This is a genomic window from Devosia sp., from assembly GCF_965229025.1.
GTDB lineage: Bacteria > Pseudomonadota > Alphaproteobacteria > Rhizobiales > Devosiaceae > Devosia_A.
On the sequence record NZ_OZ245853.1, the window covers coordinates 1,075,277 to 1,096,055 of the forward strand.

The 20,779-nt window shown below is 63.7% G+C and carries 30 protein-coding genes and 1 tRNA gene; 15 read left to right on the forward strand and 16 right to left on the reverse strand.

The features are described 5' to 3' along the window. Positions 1–155: 155 nt before the first annotated feature. Positions 156–398 carry a phosphoribosylformylglycinamidine synthase subunit PurS gene (gene purS / locus ACO06J_RS05250; protein WP_421759651.1) on the reverse strand — a complete coding sequence of 81 codons (243 nt, stop codon included), beginning with the start codon at positions 396–398 and terminating at the stop codon, positions 156–158. Between the two features lie 57 nt (positions 399–455). Further along, complete coding sequence (purC, locus tag ACO06J_RS05255) at positions 456–1,220, reverse strand: phosphoribosylaminoimidazolesuccinocarboxamide synthase (RefSeq protein ID WP_421759652.1); 765 nt, start codon at positions 1,218–1,220, stop codon at positions 456–458. A 250-nt stretch (positions 1,221–1,470) separates the two neighbouring features. Here purC and ACO06J_RS05260 point away from each other — a divergent pair, with 250 nt between their 5' ends. Continuing rightward, positions 1,471–1,794: a DUF1476 domain-containing protein gene (locus tag ACO06J_RS05260; RefSeq protein WP_421759653.1), complete on the forward strand. Its 324-nt coding sequence runs from the start codon at positions 1,471–1,473 to the stop codon at positions 1,792–1,794. Between the two features lie 85 nt (positions 1,795–1,879). On the opposite strand, the gene ACO06J_RS05265 is transcribed toward ACO06J_RS05260, so the two are convergent. The 5 genes from ACO06J_RS05265 to rpe form a co-directional block, all read right to left on the reverse strand. Further along, positions 1,880–2,143 carry a DUF1344 domain-containing protein gene (locus ACO06J_RS05265; RefSeq protein ID WP_421759654.1) on the reverse strand — a complete coding sequence of 88 codons (264 nt, stop codon included), beginning with the start codon at positions 2,141–2,143 and terminating at the stop codon, positions 1,880–1,882. Positions 2,144–2,411: 268 nt separating this feature from the next. Beyond that, complete coding sequence (locus tag ACO06J_RS05270; protein ID WP_421759655.1) at positions 2,412–2,960, reverse strand: RBBP9/YdeN family alpha/beta hydrolase; 549 nt, start codon at positions 2,958–2,960, stop codon at positions 2,412–2,414. After that, on the reverse strand, positions 2,957–3,367 hold the full coding sequence (locus ACO06J_RS05275) for a GNAT family N-acetyltransferase (RefSeq protein WP_421759656.1): 411 nt from the start codon (positions 3,365–3,367) through the stop codon (positions 2,957–2,959). Before ACO06J_RS05275 ends, ACO06J_RS05270 begins: the two co-directional genes overlap by 4 nt. Beyond that, positions 3,367–4,689 carry an adenylosuccinate lyase gene (gene purB, locus ACO06J_RS05280; RefSeq protein ID WP_421759657.1) on the reverse strand — a complete coding sequence of 441 codons (1,323 nt, stop codon included), beginning with the start codon at positions 4,687–4,689 and terminating at the stop codon, positions 3,367–3,369. Before purB ends, ACO06J_RS05275 begins: the two co-directional genes overlap by 1 nt. 34 nt (positions 4,690–4,723) lie before the next feature. Then, positions 4,724–5,404, reverse strand: a complete 681-nt coding sequence (rpe, locus tag ACO06J_RS05285; RefSeq protein WP_421759658.1) for a ribulose-phosphate 3-epimerase — start codon at positions 5,402–5,404, stop codon at positions 4,724–4,726. A 142-nt stretch (positions 5,405–5,546) separates the two neighbouring features. Between rpe and ACO06J_RS05290 the strand changes: the two genes are divergently transcribed. After that, positions 5,547–6,284 carry a cytochrome c biogenesis CcdA family protein gene (locus tag ACO06J_RS05290; protein WP_421759659.1) on the forward strand — a complete coding sequence of 246 codons (738 nt, stop codon included), beginning with the start codon at positions 5,547–5,549 and terminating at the stop codon, positions 6,282–6,284. A 118-nt stretch (positions 6,285–6,402) separates the two neighbouring features. Then, on the forward strand, positions 6,403–7,614 hold the full coding sequence (locus ACO06J_RS05295; protein WP_421759660.1) for a GNAT family N-acetyltransferase: 1,212 nt from the start codon (positions 6,403–6,405) through the stop codon (positions 7,612–7,614). Positions 7,615–7,620: 6 nt separating this feature from the next. Here ACO06J_RS05295 and ACO06J_RS05300 read toward each other — a convergent pair whose 3' ends face one another. Next, a complete protein-coding gene (locus ACO06J_RS05300; protein ID WP_421762454.1) occupies positions 7,621–8,511 on the reverse strand; it encodes a LysR family transcriptional regulator in 891 nt (296 codons plus the stop codon). A gap of 121 nt (positions 8,512–8,632) precedes the next feature. On the opposite strand from ACO06J_RS05300, the gene ACO06J_RS05305 reads away from it, so the two are divergent. Next, positions 8,633–10,045 carry an MFS transporter gene (locus ACO06J_RS05305; RefSeq protein WP_421759661.1) on the forward strand — a complete coding sequence of 471 codons (1,413 nt, stop codon included), beginning with the start codon at positions 8,633–8,635 and terminating at the stop codon, positions 10,043–10,045. Here the strand turns inward: ACO06J_RS05305 and radC are convergent. Next, the gene (gene radC, locus ACO06J_RS05310; RefSeq protein ID WP_421759662.1) at positions 10,023–10,745 is read right to left on the reverse strand and encodes a RadC family protein; all 723 of its coding nucleotides are present in this window, start codon (positions 10,743–10,745) and stop codon (positions 10,023–10,025) included. The two genes, ACO06J_RS05305 and radC, sit on opposite strands and share 23 nt — an antisense overlap. Before the next feature lie 3 nt (positions 10,746–10,748). Further along, positions 10,749–11,579: a type I methionyl aminopeptidase gene (gene map / locus ACO06J_RS05315; RefSeq protein WP_421759663.1), complete on the reverse strand. Its 831-nt coding sequence runs from the start codon at positions 11,577–11,579 to the stop codon at positions 10,749–10,751. Between the two features lie 192 nt (positions 11,580–11,771). On the opposite strand from map, the gene ACO06J_RS05320 reads away from it, so the two are divergent. Continuing rightward, the gene (locus ACO06J_RS05320) at positions 11,772–12,545 is read left to right on the forward strand and encodes a competence/damage-inducible protein A (RefSeq protein WP_421759664.1); all 774 of its coding nucleotides are present in this window, start codon (positions 11,772–11,774) and stop codon (positions 12,543–12,545) included. Positions 12,546–12,608: 63 nt separating this feature from the next. Further along, positions 12,609–13,112: a xanthine phosphoribosyltransferase gene (gene gpt / locus ACO06J_RS05325; protein WP_421762455.1), complete on the forward strand. Its 504-nt coding sequence runs from the start codon at positions 12,609–12,611 to the stop codon at positions 13,110–13,112. A 3-nt stretch (positions 13,113–13,115) separates the two neighbouring features. Here the strand turns inward: gpt and ACO06J_RS05330 are convergent, their stop codons facing one another. Continuing rightward, on the reverse strand, positions 13,116–13,394 hold the full coding sequence (locus tag ACO06J_RS05330) for a helix-turn-helix domain-containing protein (RefSeq protein WP_421759665.1): 279 nt from the start codon (positions 13,392–13,394) through the stop codon (positions 13,116–13,118). Beyond that, a complete protein-coding gene (locus ACO06J_RS05335) occupies positions 13,391–13,717 on the reverse strand; it encodes a type II toxin-antitoxin system RelE/ParE family toxin (RefSeq protein ID WP_421759666.1) in 327 nt (108 codons plus the stop codon). The genes ACO06J_RS05330 and ACO06J_RS05335 overlap by 4 nt, the downstream gene beginning before the upstream one ends. Before the next feature lie 105 nt (positions 13,718–13,822). On the opposite strand from ACO06J_RS05335, the gene ACO06J_RS05340 reads away from it, so the two are divergent. The 3 genes from ACO06J_RS05340 (at position 13,823) to ACO06J_RS05350 (ending at position 14,698) form a co-directional block, all read left to right on the forward strand. Beyond that, positions 13,823–13,908 (forward strand) — tRNA-Leu (locus tag ACO06J_RS05340). A 19-nt stretch (positions 13,909–13,927) separates the two neighbouring features. Continuing rightward, entirely contained in the window at positions 13,928–14,212 is a 285-nt protein-coding gene (locus tag ACO06J_RS05345) for a hypothetical protein (RefSeq protein WP_421759667.1), read from the forward strand. A 3-nt stretch (positions 14,213–14,215) separates the two neighbouring features. Beyond that, a complete protein-coding gene (locus ACO06J_RS05350; protein ID WP_421759668.1) occupies positions 14,216–14,698 on the forward strand; it encodes a hypothetical protein in 483 nt (160 codons plus the stop codon). A gap of 39 nt (positions 14,699–14,737) precedes the next feature. Here ACO06J_RS05350 and ACO06J_RS05355 read toward each other — a convergent pair whose 3' ends face one another. Then, on the reverse strand, positions 14,738–15,124 hold the full coding sequence (locus ACO06J_RS05355; protein WP_421759669.1) for a hypothetical protein: 387 nt from the start codon (positions 15,122–15,124) through the stop codon (positions 14,738–14,740). Between the two features lie 216 nt (positions 15,125–15,340). Between ACO06J_RS05355 and ACO06J_RS05360 the strand changes: the two genes are divergently transcribed. From ACO06J_RS05360 to ACO06J_RS05375, 4 genes are all read left to right on the forward strand, one after another. Next, on the forward strand, positions 15,341–15,523 hold the full coding sequence (locus ACO06J_RS05360; protein ID WP_421759670.1) for a CsbD family protein: 183 nt from the start codon (positions 15,341–15,343) through the stop codon (positions 15,521–15,523). 110 nt (positions 15,524–15,633) lie between these two features. Next, entirely contained in the window at positions 15,634–15,984 is a 351-nt protein-coding gene (locus ACO06J_RS05365; protein ID WP_421759671.1) for a DUF1304 domain-containing protein, read from the forward strand. 100 nt (positions 15,985–16,084) lie between these two features. Further along, a complete protein-coding gene (locus ACO06J_RS05370; RefSeq protein WP_421759672.1) occupies positions 16,085–17,068 on the forward strand; it encodes a hypothetical protein in 984 nt (327 codons plus the stop codon). Between the two features lie 22 nt (positions 17,069–17,090). Next, positions 17,091–17,387, forward strand: coding sequence for a hypothetical protein (locus ACO06J_RS05375; RefSeq protein ID WP_421759673.1), 297 nt, complete (start codon positions 17,091–17,093; stop codon positions 17,385–17,387). 235 nt (positions 17,388–17,622) lie between these two features. On the opposite strand, the gene ACO06J_RS05380 is transcribed toward ACO06J_RS05375, so the two are convergent. Further along, on the reverse strand, positions 17,623–18,150 hold the full coding sequence (locus tag ACO06J_RS05380; RefSeq protein WP_421759674.1) for a dihydrofolate reductase family protein: 528 nt from the start codon (positions 18,148–18,150) through the stop codon (positions 17,623–17,625). A gap of 55 nt (positions 18,151–18,205) precedes the next feature. On the opposite strand from ACO06J_RS05380, the gene ACO06J_RS05385 reads away from it, so the two are divergent. Then, positions 18,206–18,766, forward strand: coding sequence for a TetR family transcriptional regulator (locus ACO06J_RS05385; RefSeq protein ID WP_421759675.1), 561 nt, complete (start codon positions 18,206–18,208; stop codon positions 18,764–18,766). Positions 18,767–18,805: 39 nt separating this feature from the next. After that, positions 18,806–19,336: a methylated-DNA--[protein]-cysteine S-methyltransferase gene (locus ACO06J_RS05390; RefSeq protein ID WP_421759676.1), complete on the forward strand. Its 531-nt coding sequence runs from the start codon at positions 18,806–18,808 to the stop codon at positions 19,334–19,336. Positions 19,337–19,340: 4 nt separating this feature from the next. Here ACO06J_RS05390 and ACO06J_RS05395 read toward each other — a convergent pair whose 3' ends face one another. Next, complete coding sequence (locus ACO06J_RS05395) at positions 19,341–19,901, reverse strand: gluconokinase (protein WP_421759677.1); 561 nt, start codon at positions 19,899–19,901, stop codon at positions 19,341–19,343. Next, the gene (locus tag ACO06J_RS05400; protein WP_421759678.1) at positions 19,870–20,640 is read right to left on the reverse strand and encodes a glucose 1-dehydrogenase; all 771 of its coding nucleotides are present in this window, start codon (positions 20,638–20,640) and stop codon (positions 19,870–19,872) included. Before ACO06J_RS05400 ends, ACO06J_RS05395 begins: the two co-directional genes overlap by 32 nt. Between the last annotated feature and the right edge of the window lie 139 nt (positions 20,641–20,779).

The window sequence follows — 20,779 nt, forward strand, 5'->3', positions numbered from 1 at the left end:
TAAGGGCTAGACGGGAACCGAGGCATAGGCCGCAAAGAGCAGGCCGAGCGCGAGGAAAAAGGCAATCGAGAGCGAGAAGGTCTTGATCATCGGATGGTCTTTACTGAAACTTGAGCACACTTACGCAGTGCGCCGTGCACCATAAGCGGTGAATCTTAAGGCGTGATTTCGATCGCGAAATTCTCGATGACCGTGTTGGCGAGGAGCTTTTCGCACATCGCCCGCACATTAGCCTCAGCTTGTGACGGATCGGTCTCGGTCAGCTGGACGTCGAAAACCTTGCCCTGGCGCACCGCGCCAACCCCGCCAAAGCCGAGACTTTTTAGCGAGCCTTCGATGGCCTGACCCTGCGGGTCAAGCACGCCGGACTTGAGGGTGACTGTGACGCGGGCTTTCATCGACGTTCCCGTTGTTGGCGGGGCTCCGATGCCCCGTCATTCATGCTGATGGCGCGGTCATTGCACGAGTCGCGGGCCAGTGGTCAACGCGTTCTCGGTTTCCACAAGAATGCCGAGGCGCTGGGCCACTTCACGATAGGCATCGACGAGCCCGCCGAGGTTCTCGCGGAAGCGATCCTTGTCGAGCTTGTTGCGGGTCTTGATGTCCCACAGCCGGCAATTGTCCGGCGAGATCTCGTCGGCGAGGACGATGCGCATCAGGTCGCCATCGTAGAGGCGGCCGCATTCGATCTTGAAATCGACGAGCTGGATGCCGACGCCCATGAACAGGCCGGTGAGGAAGTCATTGACGCGGATGGCGAGCGACATGATGTCGTCGAGTTCCTGCGGGGTCGCCCAGCCAAACGCCGTGATGTGCTCTTCGGACACCATCGGGTCGTTGAGGGCGTCGTCCTTATAGTAGAACTCGATGATCGAACGGGGCAGCTGCGTGCCGGGCTCGAGGCCGAGGCGCTTGACGAGCGAACCTGCCGCGACGTTGCGCACCACCACTTCGAGCGGAATGATCTCGACTTCCTTGATCAACTGCTCACGCATGTTGAGGCGGCGGATGAAGTGGGTCGGGATGCCGAGGCCGTTGAGCTTGGAGAAAATGAACTCGGAGATCCGGTTGTTCAGCACACCCTTGCCGTCGATGATTTCGTGCCGGGCGCCGTTGCCGGCGGTCGCGTCGTCCTTGAAATACTGGATCAGCGTGCCGGGCTCGGGACCCTCATAAAGGGTCTTGGCCTTACCGTCATATATCTTGCGCCGGCGGGTCATTGGGGCTCTGCCATGTGGGGATGAATTGGCGCGTTCATGCGCCAGAAAGTACGCTTTTTGCAAGCCTTTTCACGGACCACCAGCCTTGCCGTTGCAATCGCTGGCAGATTCAGCATCCCGTCTTCGGGTGCCCGGGGCCGGAGATTGACGGAATGCCGCGCGCTGTTGGCGTTGATTTGACCCCCTTTCCATCATATGTGCAAGGCACACGAGGGCCCGGCAACAGGGCGCACAATGCGGAGAGCAGTAGATGTCGGGATTTGACGATCGTGAAAAAGGTCAGGAAGCCAAGTTCGCCCATGACTCCGAGCTTGCCTTCAAGGCCGAAGCCCGCCGGAACAAGCTCCTGGGGCTGTGGGCTGCGGGGCTGATGAAGCTTTCCGAAGAGGCCGCCAAGGCCTACGCCGCCGAAGTGGTGGCGGCAGATTTCGAGGAAGCCGGTGACGAGGATGTCTTCCGCAAGATCGCGGGCGACCTCAAGGCCAAGGGCGCGGCGGTCGGTGACGACGTGATTCGCTCGAAGATGGCCGAACTGGTCGGCGTCGCGCAGCAGCAGGTATTGACCGAAGGCTGAGTCGCTGCCTGCAGCGAGCGGCATTTCCGGGAATTAAATGGGGCGGGCTCGTGGCGAGCGCCGCCCCAAGTCTTGCCGGCTCGAATTACTCGGCGTGAATGGCTTCGATTTTGCGCATGCCGTGGAGCTTCACCCAGGTGATCTTCACCTTTTCGCCGACCTTGAGGTCCGCCAGGCTGATCTTCTTGGTCAGCTTGAACTTGTAGCCGTCGCTGAGGGTCAGCGTCAGGGCCTTGGCATTGAGCGCCTTGATGGTGCCGATGTCAGTGTTCGGCGTAGCGGCAGCCATGGCCAGCGACGGAGCAGCAACCGAGACGATGAGGAACAAGGGGAGGATGAACTTACGCATTTCGATTTGTCCTTTTAGGCGGAGCTGCCCCTCAAGGCTCGCCCCGGTAACGAACTGACCAGCCGCGTCGTGTCGCAGTGTCTCTGAGAGAATAACTGCCGGCGCCACCCAGTTCGTGAGTGACAAACTATTGATATACTTGGCCTAATCAACTTACATATAAGTAAAGTCGGGGTAAGGTCGCCGCCGCAATCAAGCCAATCGAGACGGCTTTCTGGCGACTATAAGGCAGGATTCGCGGCAGCTGCCTGCCGCCGTATCGCGCTGCCTAAATCCGCTGCATCAGCCGGGTGAACATCAGCAGTCCTTCGGGCCAGGGACCGTGTCCGGACGCGAGGTTGATGTGGCCGGCGTCGCCCGCGTGGTGCAACTCGCTGCCCCAGGCGCTCGCCATATCGGCGGCGCGGAGCGTGGTTACGAACGGGTCGGTGCTGGAAGCGACCAGCAGCGAGGGAAAGGGCAGGGGATCGCGCGGCACGTTGTCAAAGCTCCGTGTACCCGCCGGTAGCTTGTCGCTCTCATGATCGGGCGGCGAGACCAACAGGGCGCCGCGCACTTTGCCTGCAGGAAAGCGGGCTGCGGCATGGACGAGCGCCGATACGCCGAGGGAATGGGCCACGAGGACCACGGGCCGCTCAGCGGTCTCTACGGCTTCGACGATGGCGGCCGTCCAGTCACGGACGTCCGGATTATCCCAATCGTCCTGCTCGATCACCTTGCCGGTCGAGAAGCGATCGGCCCAGCGACGCTGCCAATGGGTCGGCTCGGAGTTGCCGAGGCCTGGAACGAGGAGGATGTCAGCGTCAGCGATCTTCATGCGCGATCAGTCCTTGGATGAAAGAAGGCGTGTGTGACCCGATCCATGCCGATCCGCTCGTAGAACGCCGCGGCCTCGGGCTCCGCCGCAAGAATGAGGCCCATACCGGGGCCGAGAAGTTCATAGCACTGCTCGAGGATGCCGCGGCCGATCCCCTTGCCCTGCTGGTCTTCACGCACGGCCAGTTCGGCGCAATAGCAGACCCAGGCGTCATCACTGAGGCAGCGCGCGAGGCCGACGAGAACACCGTCCTCCCGCGCCGTGACAACAAGATTTGCGCCCTCGAGCATGGCAGCGATGCGCTGGCGATTGGCGAGCGGGCGTTTGCTGCGCATGGTCGTGGCCGAGAGCACCGCGATATACTCGTCGGCACTCAGGCTGGTTTCGCGGGCGTAGACGATCGCCATCAGACTGCGGGTCCGAACACCCGTTCGAACAGGGCGTCGACATGCTTCAAATGGTAGAAATCGTCGAACATCGCATCGATGTCGCTGGCGGATAGTTTTGAAGAGACCTCGGGGTCTGACTTCAGCAATTGCGCGAACAGCCCGGCGCGGTCGCCGCGGGCCTGCCAGACCTGCATGGCGTTGCGCTGCACGGCTGCATAGGAGTCCTCGCGGCTCATCCCTGCCTGGGTGAGGGCCAGCAGCACGCGCTGCGAATTGTGCAGCCCGCCCAACAGGTCGAGGTTGCGCTTCATGTTCTCGGGGTAGACGAGCAGGTTGTCGATCAGCCCTACGAGTCGGTTGAGCGCGAAATCGAGCGTCACCGTCGCATCGGGGCCGATCATGCGCTCGACCGAGGAGTGCGAGATGTCGCGCTCGTGCCAGAGGGCGACATTTTCGAGCGCCGGGGTCACCATGCCGCGCACCAGGCGAGCGAGGCCGGTGAGGTTTTCGCTCAGCACCGGGTTGCGCTTGTGCGGCATGGCCGACGAACCCTTCTGGCCGGGCGAGAAGAACTCCTCGGCTTCGAGTACTTCGGTCCGCTGCAGGTGCCGGATCTCGGTGGCGATGCGCTCGATCGAGGAGGCGATGACGCCGAGCGTCGCAAAGAACATGGCATGCCGGTCGCGCGGGATCACCTGGGTCGAGATCGGCTCGACCGCGAGGCCCAGCTTTTCAGCCACATAGGCCTCCACCTGCGGGTCGATATTGGCGAAGGTGCCGATGGCGCCGGAGATGGCGCAAGTGGCGATCTCGGCGCGCGCACTAACCAGCCGTGCGCGGTTGCGGGCGAACTCGGCGTAGGCTTCGGCCAGCTTGATGCCGAACGTGGTTGGCTCGGCGTGGATGCCGTGGCTGCGGCCGATGGTGATGGAGTACTTGTGCTCCTTGGCGCGCTTGGCGATAGCGGCGAGCAGGCGGTCGATATCACCGAGCAGGATATCAGAGGCGCGCGCCAACTGCACCGCAAGGCAGGTGTCGAGCACGTCGGACGAGGTCATGCCCTGGTGGAGGAACCGCGCCTCGGGCCCAACGATCTCCGACACATGGGTGAGGAAGGCGATGACGTCGTGCTTGGTGGTGCGCTCGATCTCGTCGATGCGATCCACATCGAAGGTGGCGGTGCCGCCCTTGGCCCAGATGGTTTCCGCCGCTTCCTTCGGCACCACGCCCAGTTCCGCCAGCCGCGTGGTCGCGTGTGCTTCGATCTCGAACCAGATCTTGAAGCGGGTCTCGGGGGACCAGATGGCGACCATCTCGGGGCGGGAATAGCGCGGAATCATGGGCTTGGGCTCGTTTTCTCGCGTAACAGATCGGTTACGCGGTCAGGGTCTGTGCAGCATTGCGGATGGCCGCGATGCGGGTGGCGTAGGTCTTGGGGTCGTTGCCGGAAAACACTGCGGTGCCGGCGACATAGAGATCGGCACCGGCTTCGGCGAGGGCGCGGGCATTGTCGGTGCTGATACCGCCATCAACCTGAAGGTCGATGTTGCGGTGGCCGATCAGGGCGCGGACCTGGCGGATCTTTTCGAGGCTTTCGGGGATGAACTTCTGCCCGCCGAAACCAGGGTTGACGCTCATCACCAGCACCAGGTCGACATCGGCGATGACGTGCGCGATGGCGGTGACGGGGGTCGCCGGGTTGATGGCGACGCCAGCGCGCTTGCCCTCGGCGCGGATCGCCTGCAGCGAGCGGTGAAGGTGCGGACCGGCTTCGGCGTGCACGGTGATCGAGTCGGCACCGGCCTTGGCGAAATCGTGGATGAAAGGGTCGGCGGGCGCGATCATCAGATGGACGTCGATGACCTTTTTAGTCAGCGGCCGTATGGCCGAGACGATCAGCGGGCCAATGGTGATGTTGGGGACGAAATGGCCATCCATCACATCGACATGGATATAGTCGGCGCCGCCCGCATCGATGGCGCGGATTTCTTCGCCGAGCCGGGTGAAATCGGCTGAGAGGATCGAGGGAGCGATGCGGATCGGGCGGGACGCCATGCGGGGCTCGCAGCTGGTAACGACGGGTGACCTAAAGGCTGCTTATCCCCTCCGCCCGCGCTTCACAAGGCGGCGAGCGGCGCGACGACGCATTGCGTTCGGACGCGGAGGGGCTAAGAGAGGCGGGCTTTGTGGAGGCGACATGGACGGGTTTTCGTTCCCGCTGATTTTTGGGGCCGGCGTGCTGAGTTTCCTCAGCCCGTGCGTGCTGCCGCTGGTGCCGCCATACCTCACCTATATGAGCGGCGCGAGTTTCGACCAGTTGCGCGCCGATGGGGTGAGCGCGGGCGTGCTGTGGCGGCGGAGCGTCTTCACTTCGCTGTTCTTCATCCTCGGGTTCTCGGTAGTGTTCATCGCGCTCGGGGCCACCGCCACGGCGTTCGGTCAGGCGTTCCGGCAGGCGCTGCCGATCATCACGCCGCTCGCCGGAATCGTCATCATCGCGATGGGGCTGCATTTCCTCGGTGTGTTCCGCATCGGGTTCCTCGACCGGCAGTTGCGCCACAATGGGCCGGGAGTCGCGAGCGGCCCGCTTGGTGGCTTCCTGCTCGGTCTTGCCTTTGCCATTGGCTGGACGCCCTGTATCGGGCCGGTGCTGGCGGCTGTGCTGGCGGTAGCGGCGAGCCAGAACACGGCGTTCGAGGGGGCGGGGCTGCTCGCCATTTATTCGCTCGGGCTGGGGGTGCCGTTTTTGTTGGCCGGAATTGCCATTGGCCCGTTCCTGACGTTCTTTTCCAACTTCAAAAAGCATCTGGGGGTTGTGGAAAAGATTATGGGCGCGCTGCTGGTGGTGACGGGATTGCTGTTTATTACCGGGCAGTTCACCCGCATCTCGTACTGGTTCCTCGAAACGTTCCCGATATTGTCCACCTTCGGGTAACGCCCGCTTAACTGTCCTCGCCAAAACCCCGCCGCCGGCGCGCCGTTCACGGCAATGTCAACGTGCGATTCACCCAAGGCCCCCACGATGCGGCCGTTCTGGACGGGGCAGGGCCACCATGGCTATTCAAACGCTGATTGACGACGAGCCGCAGCTCGCGATGCCGGTGCGTGCGCAGCACGCCCGTGTCTCGGTGCACCTGTCGCACAATCTCGATGAGGTCGCCGACGCGTGGGTGGCGTTGGCAGCGGCGGACATTGCCTCGCCGGGGCAGGATATCGGCTTTGTCCGCACCTGGATTGGTGCGCTGGAGATTCAGGAAGCGGACCAGTTCTTCCTCGTCGCCGAGCTCGATGGATGCCCGCTAGCGCTGCTGCCGGTCTATCGGCGGCGGGTCAAAGGCGTGCGCGTTCTTTCGTTCTTTCCAGGCGACCATGTCGGCTGCAACGCGCCTCTGGTCGACAGCGCGCGCCTCGCGCGGATGGGTTCGGTCGAGCGTGCCGCGCTCTGGTCGGCGCTGCTGGGGCCACTGGAGGGTGTGGACATGCTCTACCTCCGGGCAATACCCGAGACGATAGTCGACGGCGTCGATATCTTTGCAGAGCTTGGCCAGTCACTCGCGGCGGAAACGCTGTATCGCAGTGTGTTCGCCAACTGGGACGAGGCCAATACCACGCAGCGCTCGAAATCGCGCCGCAAGCACGATCGGCAGCAGGGCGAGCGGCTGGAGGCGTTGGGCGAGGTTAGCTTTGAGGAGATCAAAGCCGGTCCCGAGTCCGCCGATCTCCTCGAAGTGCTGTTCCGGCAGCGGGCCGCGCGGTTCCGCGACATGGGGATTGCCGATCCGTTCGCCTGCTCGGTGCGCAAGTTCTACAACGCCACGATTGCGGCCGAATCGGGCGTCGATGTACGGCTGCACGTGCTGCGGCTCAATGGCGAGATCGTCGCCATGCGCTACAACGTCGCTCATGGCGACCGCATGTTCTGCCTCATTTCCTCGATGAGCGACTGTCTGGAGATCCAGACGGGTTCACCGGGCAAGCAATGCCTTCTCCGGGTCATGCAGACGGTGTTCGACGCCGGCTTCGGCGTCTTCGACATGGGCGCCGGGTTCACCGACGAAAAGCGCCACTGGTGCAATGTGCAGACGCCGCTCAGGCACCACTACGTGCCGCTGACCGCCCTCGGCACCGCGGCTGCCACCGGGCATCGCGGCACGCAGTGGCTCAGGGCGAAAATCAAGGCGAACAAGACGCTGCTGGCGTTGGCCAAGCGGCTGCGTGCAAGATTGCACAAGAACCAGCCCGCGGAGGCGGGCGAGGCGCACTGATATCGATCAGGCGACGCAGATTTCGCGGATGATGCCGCGCAACCAGCGATGGGCCGGATCGGCATCGAGGCGCGGGTGCCAGAGCAATGAGACGGTGAACCCGGGCAGGGCGACCGGCAGGTCAAAGCTCGCGAGGCCGCCCCGAAGGCTGGCGGTGTAGCGCTCGGGGACAGTCGCGACCAGATCGGTGCAGCGGGCCAACGACAGCGCTTCGGAGAAGCTGCCGACGACGGTGGCGATCTGCCGCTCCAGCCCAAGCGGCGCTAGCGCATCATCGACCGGGCCACGTTCCAAGCCTCGGCGCGAAATCATGATGTGGCGCGCTGCCGCGAACCGTTCCGATGTGACGGTGCCGGTCGCCAATGCATGTCCGGAGCGGACAATACCGATGAAGCGATCCTTGAACAGCGCCTGGGTGCGCAATTCGGGGCCGGTGAACTGGCTTACGACGCCGGTTTCGAGGTCGACACTGCCCTCGCGCAGCGGGGTGCTGTCGCGGTCGGGTTTGGGCAAAAAGCGCAGCTGCACTCCCGGCGCTTCCGCAGTGACGTGAGCCAGCACCGCCGCACCGAAAGCTTCAACAAAGCCGTCGCGGTTGCGGAAGGTGAAGCTGCGCTTCAGCGTGGTGATGTCGAGCGTTCTGCTCGGGCGCAGGGCCGCTTCGGCGTCCTCGACGATCTGCCCGACTTGTTCGCGCAATTCGAGCGCCCTCGGCGTCGGCACGAGACCCCGGCCAGCGCGCACGAGCAGCGGATCGCCCACTGTGTCCCGCAGCCGCTGCAACGCCCGGCTCATCGCGGACGGGCTGAGGTTGAGGCGGCGCGCTGCACCCGCGACGCTGCCTTCGGCCAGCAGGACATCGAGGGTGATCAGCAGGTTGAGATCGGGATGGGCCATGGCGGAAGTGTAGCTGGTGCCGTGATATGGCGTCAAACGCAGCAATGAAGTGCATTCGTTGCGTGTTCCGCAATCGAGTGGTCAGGGCTAACGCTGAGGCTTGCCTACACGGAGTTCTGTAATGACTGTTCCATCGACCCCACGTGCCCCCCGGTGGGGGCTCGCCAGCCTGTCGCTGGCGATGCTGCTGTCATCGCTGGGGACCAGCATTGCCAATGTCGGCTTGCCCAGTTTCGCAGAGGCCTTCGGGGTGTCGTTCCAGGCGGTGCAGTGGGTGGTGCTGGCGTACCTGCTCGCCATCACGACGCTGATCGTCAGTGTGGGGCGGCTAGGGGACTTGTTCGGCCGGAAAAGGCTGCTCCTTGGCGGCATTGGGCTGTTTACCATCGCTTCAGCGGCGTGCGCCGTGGCGCCGTCCCTGTGGGTGCTGATTGCGGCGCGCGCAGCGCAGGGGTTGGGAGCGGCGGTGATGATGGCGCTGAGCACAGCGTTTGTCAGCGAGGCGGTGCCCAAGGCGAGGCTCGGCAGCGCGATGGGGCTCCTGGGGACGATGTCGGCGCTCGGCACCGCTCTTGGGCCGTCGCTGGGTGGTGTGCTGATTGCCACGTTCGGGTGGCCGGCACTGTTTGCCGTGAACGTGCCGCTTGGGGCGCTGGCGGTGGTGCTCGCCGCATGGGGGCTGCCGGACGGAAAGCCAGAGCGGCGCGTGCAGCAGAGTTTCGATCTGGTGGGTACCGCCGTGCTGGCGCTGACGCTCGGCGCCTATGCGCTCGCCATGACGCTCGGGAAGGGCCAGTTTGGACTACTCAACCTCGGGCTCTTGCTGGTGGCATTGCTCGGAACCGTAGCTTTCCTTGTGGTTGAGCGGCGGGCGGCGTCGCCGCTTATCGACCTGGCGATGTTTGCCGATGGCGGCCTGCGTTCCGGTCTTGCCACCAGCGGCCTCGTTGCAACGGTCATGATGACAACTCTGGTCGTTGGTCCGTTCTATCTGTCGCGCGCGCTGGGACTGGAGCCGGCTCTGGTGGGAGCGGTGATGTCGATTGGCCCGATCGTGTCGGCGGTCAGTGGGGTGTTTGCTGGCCGGCTGGTTGACCGGCTGGGAGCCTCACGGACTGCGGTTGCCGGGCTGGCCGGGATGGTGATCGGAGCAGGTGCGCTGGTGGCGTTGCCGGCGCTGCTCGGCGTGGGCGGCTATATCGTCGGCATTGCCGTGCTGACGCCGGGCTATCAGTTGTTCCAGGCCGCGAATACGACGCAGGTGATGCGGGATGTCGCGCCTGAGCGGCGCGGCGTCACGTCGGGGTTGCTGAGCCTCTCGCGCAATCTGGGTCTTATCACCGGCGCTTCGCTGATGGGTGCGATCTTTGCTCTGGCGACACTGAGTGACGACGTCACCAAGGCAGCGCCCGCTGCGGTGGGCTCGGGTATGGCCATCACCTTTGCGGTGGCGGCGCTGTTGCTGGCGGTTGCGGCATGGATCGCGGTGGCAGGCGCAGCGGCTGGACGACCTAAAGCAGCTTCAGCCCCTTGAGCGAGGCGTGGCCGTTTTTGCCGATGATGATGTGGTCATGCACCGTCACCCCGAGCGGGCGGGCAATGTCGTTGATCTGGCGGGTCATTTGCACATCGGCAGACGAGGGGGCCGGATCGCCCGAAGGGTGGTTGTGGACGAGGATCAGCGCAGTGGCGCTGAGCTCCAGCGTGCGCTTGATCACTTCGCGCGGATAGACCGGCGTGTGGTCGACCGTGCCGGTCTGCTGCACTTCGTCGGCGATCAGCCGGTTCTTCTTGTCGAGGAACAGGATGCGGAACTGCTCGACATCGTTGAAGGCCATCTGCGAGCGGCAATATTCGATCAGTGCCGACCACGAACTGAGGATCGGCAGGTCTGGGGTGACCTTGTCCTTGGCGAAGCGCTGCGCGGCGGCCTGGATGATCTTGAGGTTGGTGCCGGAGATTTCGCCCAAGCCCTTGATCTCGGCGAGCCGGGCCGGCGGGGCGCCCAGAACACCGGAGAACGATCCGAATCGGGCCAGGAGGCCCTTTGCGATGGCCTTGGTATCCTTGCGCGGGATGATGATCTGCAGGACCAGCTCGAGCAGTTCGTAATCCTGCAGGGCGTCGGCGCCGACTGCGAGGAAGCGCTGGCGGGCGCGTTCGCGATGACCAAGATGGAGCGGCTCCGCCGCTTCGCTCAGACCCTGCGGTTCCGCCTCGCCGCGTTTGCTCATCGGCTAGCGGCGGGCATCGAGCGGGTTGAAGAGCCCGCGCGGGGAGAGGGTGAAGACCTCGTTGCCGGTCTCGGTGATGCCGATTGAATGCTCGGCTTGTGCGGAGAGCGTCCGGTCGCGCGTCACGGCGGTCCAGCCATCGGCGAGGATTTTGACGTGCGGACGACCGAGATTGATCATCGGCTCGATGGTGAAGATCATCCCCGGCCTTAGCGGCACGCCGGTGCCGGGGGTGCCGAAATGCATGATGTTGGGCTCATCGTGGAACAGCTGGCCGACGCCGTGGCCGACGAAATCGCGCACGACGCTGGTGCGCTCGGCCTCGGCATGGGTCTGGATGGCCGCGCCAATATCGCCTGTGGTGTTGCCGGGCTTGGCAGCGGCGATGCCCGCCTCTAGGCTCTCGTAGGTTACCTCGATCAACCGCTCGGCCTTGCGGCTGATTTCGCCCACCGGATACATGCGCGAACTGTCGCCGTACCAGCCGTCGACGATTAGTGTCAGGTCGATATTGACGATGTCGCCTTCACGAAGTGGGCGGTCTTCGGGGATGCCGTGGCAGACGACATGGTTGATCGACGTGCAGATCGAGTGCCGGTAGCCCTTGTAGAACAACGTTGCCGGGATGGCATTGTGGTCGCGGGCAAACTCATAGGCCAGTTTGTCGAGTGCCAGCGTGGTCACACCGGGCTGCACTGCATCTACCAGAAGGTCCAGCGCCTCCGCCGTCAGCCGGCCCGCCTTGCGCATGCCAGCAAATCCCGCTTCGCCATGGAGGGGGATGACCCCCGACGTTCGGCGGCTCTTGGCTTCGGCATCTACAAAGGTGATCATCTGCGGCTCCGTTCAGGGCGAAAATAGGCGCTAAGCCCAGCGATTGGAAGGGCCAGCGCAGCGCTGAGGCATCACGCCCACAGAACGCTGCCATAGCTGTGGCAATCGCGGAGGAGGGCCGCCCGGATTGCTTGACCTTTTTGGGCGCGCGGGGCAATGGATTGTGCCTTGTTGCGCCAGCCAAGGTCACCCATGTCCACGCCTGAAATTGTTACCGCCGGTCTCGTCGTCATCGGCGACGAAATCCTCTCCGGCCGGACCAAGGACATCAACATCGGTGCCACTGCCGATTTCTGCACCGACCTCGGGATCGAGTTGCGCGAAGTACGCGTCGTCTCAGACGTGGAAGAGGACATCGTCGCTGCGGTGAACGCCGTACGGGCGCGCTACACCTACATCTTTACGACCGGCGGCATCGGGCCGACGCATGACGACATCACGGCCGACGCCATCGCCAAGGCGTTTGGCGTGGCGCTGCCGATCAACCCCGAGGCGCGCGCTATGCTTGAGGCGCGCTGGAAGGCCATGGGCACCGAGGTCAACGAGGCGCGGCTGCGCATGGCGCGGATCCCCGAAGGCGCCTCGCTGATCGTCAATTCGGTCAGCGCCGCGCCCGGCTTCCGCATCGGCAATGTGCATGTGATGGCGGGCGTTCCCAAGATCATGGCGGCGATGCTCGAAGCCATCGCGCCGACGCTGAAGGGCGGCAAGAAAATCAAGTCGACGACCATCCGCTGCCGGGTGGGCGAGGGCACCATTGGTGGCCCGCTCGGCCGGCTGCAGGAGGCCTTCCCCGACGTGAAGATGGGGAGCTATCCGCAGATGGGGCAGACCTTCGTGATGACCGAACTGGTGCTGCGCTCGTCCGACGAGACGCGGCTCGCCGAAGCGGCCGAAGCGGTCAAAGCCATGGTGGCCGAGGCCCATCGCGCTGCCGGGCTGCCGGAAGAAATCGACGTCACCTGAGACGTCCCGTTATCCGGGCCTCGCGGCCCATAGGCAATTGCGGCGGCATAACCGCTCAAGGAGATTAAAGTGAACCAGACCGGCCAGAAGTCCTTCCCCGTCACCTGGGACCAGTTCCACCGCGACAGCCGGGCGCTCGCCTGGCGGTTGCAGGGGCTCGGCCCGTTCGACGCGCTGGTGGCGATCACCCGTGGCGGGTTGGTTCCGGCGGCGATCGTGGCGCGCGAACTCAACATCCGCGTCGTCGAGTGCGTGTCGGTCAAGAGCTACGACCACAAGAACCAGGGCGGCATCCAGGTGCTGAAGCCGATCACCGAAGACCTGCTGGCCAAGGCTCGCAGCGGCGGCAAAATTCTGATCGTCGACGATCTTGTCGATACCGGCGCCACCGCCCGCGTGGTCCGCGAAATGCTCCCTGGCGCACACTTCGCCACCGTCTACGCCAAGCCCAAGGGCCGCGAAATGGTCGACACCTTCATCACCGAAGTCAGCCAGGACACCTGGATCTTCTTCCCCTGGGACCTTGACGTGGCGTACGTGCCGCCGATTTCCGGTGCCACGGACTGACGACTAGCGCGTCACAAGATCGATTTGCAGGGTAGCGCCTGTCGCAGCAGCATACTTTCTCAGCGTTGCGAGCGAAGGCGAGACGTGTCCACCTTCGAGGCGGGCGACTGCGGATTGAGTGGTGCCGATGCGACGCGCCAGTTCCGCCTGCGAAAGTTTGGCGCGCGTACGTGCGCCGACCAATGCCTCGATCAACGCATATTCGGCGTCGGCCGCAGGGTACTCCGCCTTAAAGGCAGGGTCTTCCATGAGCTTGGCTTTGAGGTCTGCCAGTTTGGTCATTTTGATATCTGTTTCATCCGTTCACGTGCGATCTCAAGCGCTCGAGCTGGTGTCTTCTGAGACGATTTGACGAAGACATGCAGCACGACAACGCGACGTCCCGTCATGGTCACGTACAGTCCCCGTGCGATGCCTTCCTTCGCTTTGGCCCGCAGTTCCCGAAGCTTGCCTCCAAGGTGCTTCACATGTGGCTCGTGCAGTTGCTCCAGGCCGATCGACTCTACCATTTCGAGTAGACGCACCAGCCGGGCCTGAAGACCAGGCGGCAGGGCGCCAATCTCAGCGTCGACCCGATCGTCGAGTGTTTCGACCGTCCAGCTCATGCCAATGATATAGCGTATATGCTATATTTGTTCAACATGCCTTTGCGGTCTGTTCCACCAATCGTTTGAGTTTTGCCACCACCTGTGGGAAACGGCGTATCGTGCGCGGGCGTGATGGAATGGTAGACATACCGGACTTAAAATCCGGAGGGGGTATCCCCATGCGGGTTCGAGTCCCGCCGCCCGTACCAGGCCAGATAGGAGCGCAGAATGCTGCTGAAGCTTGAGGTGCTTGAGGCGATCCGGCGGGGTGAGATCACGCTGCAGTTCCGGCGCTGGACGCGGCCTTCGGTGAAGGCCGGTGGCACGCTGAAGACGCGGATCGGGTTGCTCAGGATCGGCCGCATCGACGAGATGTCTCCTGATGACGTGACAGAGGTTGATGCGAGAGCCGCTGGCTTTGCCGATATCCCGGCTTTCCGGCGCTGGCTGGATACGATGAAAGAGGGGCCGTTGTTTCACCGCATCGAAGTGAGCTTTCTCGGGGAGGAGTGAGTGATGAGGGGTTTGCTGTTTAAGGGGTTGATGATCGCCATCATGGCCTCGTCCGCGCTGCCGGCGGTGGCCGCGGAGGATTGCGGACGCTGGGCCGCGGAGATGCTGGAGGACGAGGGTGGGCCGGTGCTGACGGCCCATGTGTGTTCCACCGAAGCGCCCGATGTTGAACTGCTGCTGACCTGCTACGGGGGTGAGTTCGGGCTGCGAGTGGACCTTGCGACCGACGAGTCGGCCGATCTGACGGGGTCGCCCGTTGACGTGAACTTTACGACTGAAGGCGGCTCGCAGACGCTGGCGATGATCTACGAGGAGATGGACGGCCGTCACGCGACCAGCCTTTCAGCCGATGCACCACTTGTCCAATTGCTGCAGTCGGGCACGTCGCTGTCGGTTCGCGATGCGGCCGGCGCATTTGCCGAACACCAGTTCTCGCTCGAGGGGTCTTCCAAGGCGATCGGTGCGCTTTTGCAGGCCTGCCACTGATCGGGGCCGGTGGGCTCTGCGCCGAGTGGCTGGGGAAGGTCAGGCTCTGGCGCCAAAACCCCGCCACGGCGTCTCTTCCAGCCGTGGTCCGCTGACCCGGTAGTGCGAAAGCGCGCCGTCCAGCGTGCGCTGCAGCACCACCATGGCGCGCACCCACTCGGTGTAGAGCCTGCGCGACTTCCGCACCGCTTCGAGCGACACCACGTGGTCAGGTCCGGCGTGCCACTCCGGACCTGCACCCAGCTTGGCGAAATGGATGATGACGCGGAGGTGCGCGGCGGGCAGCGCCAGCACTGCCCAGTAGACGGTCGTGGCGTCAGGATGCGGACTAAGGGCGCGCTCGACCGCCTGGTCGCGGAAGGCCCAGACCAGCAGGTCCTCGATATCGATGCTTTGGCCGGTGAAGCTTGGCATGTGAGTAGTCATGCCGTTTCAAACGAGGCGGACCCATGACCGTTGCGCCCTCATCCCCCGCTTCGGCTGGGAATGGTTGATGAATTCTAAACTCGATACCCGAGGTTCGTGCACTCAGACGACCGCAGAGTGTCGCTCGACCGTCCAGACGCAAAATGATTGCAAGCCCGGAACCATATTCATCAGTCCTCGTTTTCCTTTTCGACAACACGAACTGAGGAGTTTGTCATGCACAAGGACGAGATCAAAGGCGCTGCCAAGGAAGCCCGCGGCAACGTGAAGGACGCCATTGGCAAGGCCACCGGCGACAAGAAGCTGCAGGCCGATGGCGCAGCCGACAAGGTTGAAGGCGCCGTGCAGAAGGCTGCCGGCAAGGTCAAGGAAGCCGCGCGCGACGCCCTCAAGAACTAAGTTCGTCTGATCCTCCCCCGACAGACACCGAAGGCCGCCCAATGGGCGGCCTTTTGGTTTTTCCGGTGGTCGCATAATGTTGCGCGACACGAGTGGGGAGTCGCGGGAACATGATCGGCAGCATCCTGACGGGCGTCGTGGCGCTCATCCATGTCTACATCGTCATCCTCGAGATGGTTTGGTGGGAAACGCCGCGCGCGATGAAGGCCTTTGGCACCACGCCGGAGTTTGCCGCCCAAACGAAGGTGCTGGCGGGCAACCAGGGGCTCTATAACGGGTTTCTCGCGGCCGGGCTGATCTGGGGCATCTGGCTCGGCGAGGCGGGCGATCCGGTCAAGATCTTCTTCCTTTTGTGCGTCGCAACTGCGGGTTTATACGGAGCCGCGACTGCGAGCCGCAAGATCTTGTTTGTACAGACAGTTCCGGCTGTTCTGGCACTTATCGCTGTGCTGTTGACCTAGAGTTATTCACAGCGTCGCTGCGCGTGAGGCGATAGATATGTTCTGCCGCTGAACTTGCGGGTAACGTTTCAGGTGCGACGGCGGACCTGAGGATAACCGGATGTGGGACTTTTCCATCAGTCAGGCACTTGGACTGATGGGAAAGACCCTCCCTTTCATCGTACTGCGCATCATCGTCTATGCCGGTATCGCCATTGCCTATGTGCTGGTCACCGGCGTCGGGGCAGGGGTCGGCTGGGGTGTCGGCGCCTTCGGCGATGAGGAATTCCGGGCCGGCAGCACCGTCTGGGGCGGGGTGATCGGCTTCGGGCTGACGGCCGGCGTCCTCTACTTCATGCGCGAATACATCCTCTACATCGTGAAGGCCGGGCACATCGCGGTGCTGGTCAAGCTGATGGATGGCGAGCTGGTGCCCGAGGGGCAGAACCAGATCAATTTCGCGACGGCGGTGGTGAAAGAACGCTTCGCCGAGGCCAATGTGTTGTTTGCCATCGATCAGTTGATAAAGGGCGTGCTCGCCGCCATTCTCGGCCTGATCCAGGGCATCGCGTCGTTCCTTCCTATTCCCGGGCTGCAGGGCATGGTGCAACTGGTCAAGGGGTTCCTGCGCATCGCAATCGGCCTCGTCGATGAAGTGATCCTCGCCCATGCCATCCGCACTCGTGCGGCGAACCCCTGGGCGTCGGCCCAGGAGGCGCTGGTGCTCTACGCGCAGAATTATCCGACCATGCTGAAGAACGCCGCCTGGCTCACCATCATCACTTATGGGCTGAGCTTCGTGGTGTTCCTGTTCATGCTCGCCCCCGCGGCATTTGTCGTCTGGTTGATCCCGGGCGGCTGGTCGGCGGGCGGCTTTGTTTTTGCGCTGATCTTTGCCTGGGCGGTGAAGGCAGCGTTGATCGAACCATTCGCCATCACCTGCATGATGCAGGTGTTTTTCCGGACCACTGCAGGCCAGGCACCTGATCCGGAGTGGGAGAGCCGCATTTCTGGCGTATCGCGCAAGTTCAATGAGCTCAAAGAGAGAGCCGTCCAATGGATGGGCGGACGCGGTGCCCAGGGGGGCATGGGCACCTCACGCTGAGGCCCGTACTGCGTTGAAGGAAGTGACATTTCTGGTGGACTACGGGATGGTCGGCCACGGCCTTGCCCCGCTGTTCGTCGATGGCCATCCGACGGAACTCGGATTCTGGGGCTTTTCCTCCGACGTGCTGCGTCGGCTGACCCGGCTCAACGAACTTTACGACCGGCAGATCAACTGGGACGATCCGAACGATCCGCTGTGGCGCATCTCCGAGCGCGACCGCAACGAGTTCAACGCGCTGCTGCCGTTTGTTGTGTCGGAGATTCAACTGGCGATTGGTGATCGCTGGCAGATCGTCTTGGAGAGCCAGCCGATTTAGCAAAGGTTCGGGGCCGCAGTCTTGCCTTCTCCCCTTGTGGGAGAAGGTGGCGCGTAGCGCCGGATGAGGGGTTCGCAACACCTTTGTGTTGCGCGATCGGAGCGAAGCGACGAGCGACAGAGCGCCCGGAGAGAACCCCTCATCCGCCCTTCGGGCACCTTCTCCCACAAGGGGAGAAGGGAGTGGTGATGACTCCGACGAGACGAACGCAGAGGATCATGGGCCGGCAGCCCCTTTACTCGAAACTATAATGTAGCCGCGCACAGCCGGCGCCGAGCGGCTTTGCCGAAAGCAGCCGCAGGTTGCGCGAAAATCCCGTCGGCGGGAACAGCGGGACGCCGCCGCCCAGCAGGTGCGAGATGACGAAGACCTCGATCTCGTCGAGCGCGCCGCGTTCCATGAAGGCCATTTGCAGCTGGCCGCCGCCGACCATCCAGACGTCGCCGTCATCCAGCGCGCGCAGTTCGGCGACCAGTGCGTCGATATCGTTCCGCACCTCGATCTTGCCCGTCGGGCCTGGGATAGGGCGCGAGGTGACGACGATGCATCGCTGCGCGGCATAGGGCCAGTCCATGGGCTGGCGCGCCAGCCAGTCATAGGTGTTGCGGCCCATCACGACGGTGCGGATGTGATTGATGAAAAGATCATAGTGGTGCTCGCCCAGATCGAGATCTGTGCGTTCTGTCAGCCAATCCAGCGACTCGTTGTGGTCTGCAATGAAGCCATCAAGGCTGGCGGCGATGTACCCGACGATCCTGGCCACAGGCGCGATTCCCTGTATCTGGTTTATAAATGAATGTTCGTTTATAATAGTGGCTATGTCCAGACCCCGAACCATCTCTGATGCCAGTGTCACCGACACCGTGGCCGCGCTCCTTGTGCAAACGGGGCCGGGCGGGCTGACCTTTGCGTCGGCGGCTGCGGCAACCGGGCTCTCGCCTGCGACCCTGGTGCAGCGCTTTGGCAGCCGTGACGCTCTCTTGCGCGCGGCGCTGCTCTCGATGTGGGATCAGGCGGATCGCGAGACCGCCGCCGCCGATGCGGCGCAGGCAATCTCTGCTGAGGGGGCAATCGATGTGCTGACCCAGCTCTCCGCCGGCTACGGGTCGGGCGAGGCTGCCGCCGAGGGGCTGTTGCTGCTGCGCGAGGACTATCGCGATCCGGTGCTGCGGGCGCGCGGGGCCGCCTGGAACGTTGCGCTCGCGACGGCGCTCGGGCGGCGGCTCAGCGACGACGCGGCGGACCAGCAGCGTCTGGGCCGGCTGATGGCCAGCCAGTGGCAGGGTGCTGTGCTGTGGTGGGGTTTTTCCCGCGACGGGAGGCTGACCGATCACTTGGGGAGTGAACTTCGCGAATGGTTGTCGGCGCTCGGCTTGTAACGCGTTTCGCCCGCGAGGTGGTTGGGCTAGTCTCTGCCCATGCTCTACTGCCTCATCGACACTGCGATCGGCACCTTCGGGCTCGGCTGGACCGAGGCCGGTGTCTGTCGTGTTGCGCTTCCGGGCGATGACGCGACCGATGCCGAAGCACGAATGCTGCGGCTTGGCGGGGTGGCTGATGAGCCGCAGCGCGATATGGCTGAACTCGAAGAGCGGATCGTCGCCTATGCGGCGGGTGAGTCCGATGCCTTTGCCGATGTGCGGCTCGATCTGGCGGGCATCTCCGAGTTCAACCGCCGCTGCTACGACGACATCCGGCAGCTTGGATGGGGTGAAACCACCACCTACGGCGCGATAGCGCGACGGCTGGGCGATGTGGGCCTGTCACGTGCCGTAGGCGCTGCAATGGGCGCCAACCCGATCCCGCTGATCATCCCGTGCCACCGTGTGCTTGCCGCTGATGGCAGGACCGGCGGGTTTTCCGCGCCCGGCGGTGTGACATCGAAGATGCGGATGCTGACACTTGAGCGTGCCGCGACGCCGGATGGTCAGTTTTCGCTTGGGTTTTAGGCGCTTACTGACCGCGCTTGAACACCTTGAGGTGCCCCAGTTCCTTTACCACCCGGCTGGCGATCGTCTCCACCGGGTCGGTGACATCCACCGCCAGCACGTTCTCGTCGGGCGCCGGGCGCTCAAGTGTCGCGAACTGGCTGTCGAGCAGTTTGGGGTTCATGAATTCATGGGCGCGGGCTTCGATGCGCTTGCGGATCACTTCGATGTCGCCGTCGAGGAAGACGAAGAGGATTGGCTCTCCGGCTTTCTCGGTCAGGAAATCGCGATAGGCGCGTTTCAGCGCCGAGCAGGCGCCGACGGCGACGCCTTTCTGGTCGGCAGCCTCATGCAGCGCACCGGCCAGGGTTTCGAGCCAGGGCCAGCGGTCGGTGTCGGTCAGCGGGATGCCGGCGCGCATCTTTTCCTTGTTGGCGGGCGGGTGGTAGCCGTCGCCATCGAGGAAAGGGGCGTGGAGACGGCGCGCGATGGCCGCTCCGGTCGCCGATTTTCCCGACGAGGAGACACCCATGGCGATGATGATGCGAGCCGGTTCAAACCGTGGCTGTGAAGGCGCCGTCGACATAGAGGATGTGTCCGTTTACGAAGCTGGAAGCGTCTGATGCAAGAAACACGGCAGCGCCGCCCAACTCGCCCGGCTCGCCCCAGCGGGCCATCGGGGTGCGCTTTTCGACCCAGGTGTTGAACTCGGGGTTGGCGAGCAGCGCCTCGTTGAGCTCGGTGCGGATATAGCCGGGCGCGATGCCGTTGACGTTGAGACCATGCTTGGCCCAGTCGACCGCCATGCCGCGCGTCAGGTTGGCCACAGCTGCCTTACTCGCCGCATAGGGGGCGATGGAGGGGCGGGCGAGGTTGCTCATGATCGAGCAGATATTGATGATCTTGCCGGTCTTCCTGCCGATCATGCCGCGCGCCACGGCGCGGCCAACGAGGAACACCGAGGTGAGGTTGGTCGACATCACCTGCTCGAACTTGTCGAGGGTGAAATCCTCGAGCGGCGTGCGGTGCTGCATGCCGGCATTGTTGACGAGGATGTCGATCGGCCCGATCTCGTTTTCGGTGTGCGCGATGGCGTCTTCGACGCTCTCTTCGCTGGTCACGTCGAATGCCAGCGCCTTCACGGTGGCGCCTGATTCCGCCAGCTTGACGGCGGCTTCACCCAGCGCGCCCTGGTCACGGCCGTTGATCAGGATCTCCGCTCCGGCACCGGCGAGCGCCGTGGCAATGCCGAAGCCGATGCCGCGGCTCGATCCGGTGACCAGCGCGCGTTTTCCGGCGAGGCTGAATTGCGACAGTGTATTCAACGACGAAGCCCTCCCAGGCGGTGCCGGTTCGCTTCACTGGCGACCGGGTCTCGATGTGTTGGCGGGCACCCTAGTGCAACCAAGCCAAAGTGGTAACCCCACCGTTTGGCCACGTGCACAAGTCAGTCTCCGGCTTGCG